Below are 4,673 nucleotides of genomic sequence, written 5' to 3'. Positions count from 1 at the left end.
CTCTTTTTTAACATTTTTAAACTTTTTTTAACAAGGAATTTGTAAAATAGCTATTGAAATTTATCAAGGAAAGATATTTTGAAAAAATGGCTAATAATTCCTATTATAATAGGGTTTGTATTTATTATTCATATTTTTTACATGGGCTATATAAATGAAAATATTTTAAATAATCTTACAAATAATAAAAATTCTCATTATGAAATTACGGATTTAAATTTCAAAAAAGGCTTTTTGCACTCTAAAGCAGATTTTATCATAAAAGACAAATTCAATTTAAATTTCGAAACTAAAATCAGTATAATTTTTAACAACAACTATTTTTCAAAATATATTGCACAAGGAAATTTAAGCAATCCTTTTTATTTTTTAGATCAATATTTAAAAGATAAAGAATTGGCTAATTTTATAATAACAAGCGAGCAAAAAGGTTTCAATCTAAGACTTAAATTTCAAGATATTAATTTAAGCAATGAAGGTGGGGATACTTTGTTAAAAAATGCTTCCATTTCCATTTTAACAAATAAAAATATGCAAGCTAAAGACATTTGTTTTAAGGTGGATGAAGCACAATTTGCACAATTTTACTCAAAACTTTCTATGCAAAATTTCAACTATAAGCAACATTTTAATCATCCTGTGCCTTTAAGTGATTTATTGCAACCTAAAGAGGGTGTTGAAGAATTACAATTTCACTCTTTTGCGTTTAATAACAATAAAATAGCTTCATTTTATAGCAAAAATACATTTCATTTTCAAGGTAAGGATAAATTAAAAGTTCATTTTCAAGGTAAAGCAGATGATATTGTTCTTGATATGAATTCAAAACTTTATCAAAATTTGAATTTTGATAAAATTGATTTTGATATTATTTGGGATGAAATAGCTAGAAATTCTTATGATAAATTTGATATCAATTTTATTGCCAAAGAAGGATTAAAATTTGATATTATTGATTTAACTCTTTATAAAGACAATCAAAATATAGATATTGATGGTAATGTTTTTATATCGGACAAAAATGATAAAGCTAATATTCAAATTTCTAGCACAGAAGAACCGGATAAATTATTTTCTTGGGGACAATTTTTTGGAGGATTAAATCAGTATTTTATTAAAAATAACGATTTATTTATTATGAATTTATCCTATGATAATCTTTCAAATCCTCAACTTAAGATTAATGATAATCAATTTTCTCACATAGATTTAAACTGATGAGTTTAGCGTTAGAATTTCGTCCTAAAAAATTAGATGAAATTATAGGTCAAAAAGACCTTGTTGAAATATTTAAAAAATTTATCACTATGCAAAAACTACCTCATAGTTTATTTTATGGTGTGGCAGGATGCGGAAAAACAACTTTTGCAAGGGCGATAGCAAAAGATTTTGGATTGGATTTTTATGAATTTGATGGGGGAAATTTTAAGCTTGAAGAGCTTAGAAGCATACTTGATCGATATAAAAATAGCCTTTATAAGCCTTTAATTTTTATCGATGAAATTCATCGTCTTAATAAAACTCAGCAAGAAATGTTACTCATTCCTATGGAGAATTATCGTTGTATTATCATAGGTGCAAGTACTGAAAACCCTTATTTTGTGCTTTGTTCTGGCATTAGAAGTCGTTCTATGCTTTTTGAGTTTAAAAAATTAAAGGCTAAAGATTTAGAGATTTTATTAAAAAAAGTTCAAGAAAAACTCAGTTTTGATATCGATGATGAGGCTAAGGATTTTTTAGTTAAAAGTGCCGATGCAAGATCTATGTTAAATTTACTTGAATTTGCATTGGTTTTAGATCCTAAAAATATCAATTTAAATAATTTAAAAAAACTTAGAAATGGTGTCAATAGTGAAGGAGTTAGCCAAAAAGACACACATTATATTTTAGCTAGTGCTATGATTAAAAGCTTACGCGGTAGCGATGTGGATGCGGCGCTTTATTACCTTGCAAGATTGATTGATGCAGGAGAGAGTGCTGATTTTTTAGCTAGGCGTTTAATTATTTTTGCAAGTGAAGATATAGGAAATGCAGATCCAAATGCACTTAATCTTGCTACTTCTGCACTTATAGCAGTAAAAAATATAGGTTATCCAGAGGCACGTATTATTTTGAGTCAGTGTGTGGTTTATTTAGCAAGTGCTTTAAAATCAAATTCAAGTTATAAGGCTATCAATAAGGCTTTAGATTTTGTTAAAAATAACGAGGCTTTAGATATTCCAAATTATCTTAATAACAACGATCCTGAAAGGAAAAATTATCTTTATCCTCATGATTTTGGAGGCTGGGTTGAACAAAAATATTTAAGTAAAAATTTAAAATTTTATGAAAGTAAAGGGATCGGAGAAGAAAAAAAAATGTTAGAAAATTTAGCTAAAATGAAAAAACAATGATTATGTGGAAATTTATGGAACAAATGATAAAATAAACATTTATTTAAAAGGTAATTAATATGATCAATATAGGAATTTACGGCGCCAAAGGTCGTATGGGAAAACAAATTCAAGAATGCTTAGCGGATGAAAATAATGCAAAAGCAGCGATGCTTTATGATAAGGGCGATGATATTGATGAACTTTTTAAGAAAAGTGAAGTGATTATCGACTTTTCTTCACCAAAAGGTACTTGCGAACTTTTAAATTTTGCAAAAATGAATTCTAAGCCTTTAGTGATAGGAACAACAGGACTTGATGCAAAAACAATGGATTTAATGTATGATTTAAGTAAAACAATGCCAATATTTTACGCGACTAATATGTCTTTAGGTGTTGCGGTTTTAAATCATCTTGTGAGCAAAGCAAGTGCTATGCTTGAAAATTTTGATATTGAAATTGTTGAAATGCATCATCGCCATAAAAAAGATGCGCCAAGTGGAACAGCTATGACTTTAGCGCAAAATGCAGCAAAGGCTAGAAATTTAGATCTTGAAAAAGTCAGAGTTAGTGCAAGAGATGGCATCATAGGCGAAAGAAATAAAAATGAAATAGCGGTTATGAGTTTAAGGGGTGGTGATATAGTGGGTCGTCATACTGTGGGATTTTATGAAAATGGAGAATTTTTAGAATTAAGTCACGTTGCAACCTCAAGAGCAACCTTTGCTAAGGGTGCTATTAAGATCGCAATTTGGCTTCAAAAGCAAAATCCAAAATTATATTCAATCAATGATTTTTTAGGAATTTAATATGTGTGCAGTTGTTGGAGTTATCAATTCAAAAAATGCGAGCACTTATGCATATTATGCATTATTTGCTATGCAGCATCGTGGGCAAGAAGCAAGTGGAATCAGTGTTAGTAATGGTAAAAATATCAAAACGATTAAAGCTAAAGGAGAGGTGAGTCAAATTTTTAATCCTCAAAATTTACAAACCTTACAAGGAGAAATTGCTATAGGGCACAATCGCTACTCTACAGCGGGTAATTCTAGCTTAGACGATGCGCAACCTATTGCGGCAAATTGCGCCTTAGGAGATATTGCCTTAGCGCACAATGGAAATTTAGTCAATAAAGAAGAAATTAGAAATCAATTAATCCAAGATGGAGCGATTTTTCAAACCCATATGGATACTGAAAATGTTGTTCATTTAATCGCTAGGAGCAAAAAAGAAAACTTAAAAGACAAATTTATTGAAAGTTTAAAAAGTTGCTTAGGAGCTTATTGTTTTGTTCTAGCAAGCAAAGATAAACTTTATGTAGCAAGAGATCCTTATGGAGTTCGTCCTTTATCTTTAGGAAGATTAAAAGATGGAGGTTATATAGTTGCGAGTGAAACCTGTGCTTTTGATTTAATAGAAGCTGAATTTATACGCGATGTTAAACCTGGAGAGTTAATCATTTTTACCCAAGGCAATGATCAATTTGAAAGTATAATTTTAGAAACAAAAAGTCCTAGAATTTGTGCTTTTGAATATGTTTATTTTGCAAGACCTGATAGTATTATAGAAGGCAAGAGTGTTTATGAAATTCGTAAAAAAATGGGTGAAACTTTAGCCAAAAAATTTCCTCACAAAGCCGATTTTGTTGTACCTGTTCCAGATAGTGGAGTGAGTGCTGCTATAGGTTTTGCTCAATATTTAAAAATCCCTCTTGAAATGGCCATAGTAAGAAATCATTATGTAGGAAGAACTTTTATAGAGCCTACCCAAGAGCTAAGAAATTTAAAAGTCAAATTAAAACTCAATCCTATGCGTAAAGTTTTAGAGGGTAAAGAAATTGTAGTGATTGATGATAGTATAGTTCGTGGAACCACTTCTAAAAAAATAGTTTCTTTGCTTCGTGCTGCAGGAGCTAGCAAAATTCACTTAGCTGTTGCTTGCCCAGAAATTAAATTTCCAGATATTTATGGTATAGATACCCCAACCTTTGAAGAATTAATTAGCGCTAATAAAAATATTGAAGAAGTAAGAAAACATGTTGAAGCTGATTCTTTAACTTTTTTAAGCATTGAAGAGCTTGTTAAAAGTATAGGAAATGAAAGGCAATATTCTTTAATAAGTTTTGATGGAGATTATTTTATTAAAAAATAGTTTCTATATTTATTGTATAATACTAAAAAAGATCGATAATTAAATAGGAGTATTTATGGAAAAAACAAAATCTTTTGGCGTATCGCTAAAATTAACCTTTTATGTAGGTGTTTTGATAGTTATTATATTAGCTATCACAAGTACTATTAG

The 4,673-nt window shown here is 29.3% G+C and carries 4 protein-coding genes; all 4 read left to right on the top strand.

All coding sequences use genetic code 11. From position 1 onward, the window contains the following. Positions 1 to 78 precede the first annotated feature (78 nt). Genes H2280_RS08065 through purF form a run of 4 tightly spaced genes read left to right on the top strand, consistent with a single transcriptional unit; the run spans position 79 to position 4,523 of the window. Positions 79 to 1,218: a DUF945 domain-containing protein gene (locus tag H2280_RS08065; protein WP_137624158.1), complete on the top strand. Its 1,140-nt coding sequence runs from the start codon at positions 79 to 81 to the stop codon at positions 1,216 to 1,218. Beyond that, on the top strand, positions 1,218 to 2,393 hold the full coding sequence (locus H2280_RS08060) for a replication-associated recombination protein A (protein ID WP_337216215.1): 1,176 nt from the start codon (positions 1,218 to 1,220) through the stop codon (positions 2,391 to 2,393). Before H2280_RS08065 ends, H2280_RS08060 begins: the two co-directional genes overlap by 1 nt. A gap of 59 nt (positions 2,394 to 2,452) precedes the next feature. Then, positions 2,453 to 3,181, top strand: coding sequence for a 4-hydroxy-tetrahydrodipicolinate reductase (gene dapB / locus H2280_RS08055; RefSeq protein ID WP_337216214.1), 729 nt, complete (start codon positions 2,453 to 2,455; stop codon positions 3,179 to 3,181). A 1-nt stretch (position 3,182) separates the two neighbouring features. Then, positions 3,183 to 4,523 (top strand): amidophosphoribosyltransferase, encoded by a 1,341-nt coding sequence (purF, locus tag H2280_RS08050; protein ID WP_337216213.1) that lies wholly within the window; start codon positions 3,183 to 3,185, stop codon positions 4,521 to 4,523. The last annotated feature ends 150 nt before the right edge of the window (positions 4,524 to 4,673 follow it).

This window comes from Campylobacter sp. 2457A, from assembly GCF_020135895.1.
GTDB classification, from domain to species: Bacteria; Campylobacterota; Campylobacteria; order Campylobacterales; family Campylobacteraceae; genus Campylobacter_D; species Campylobacter_D taeniopygiae.
This window is presented reverse-complemented; position numbering and strand designations above follow the sequence as displayed.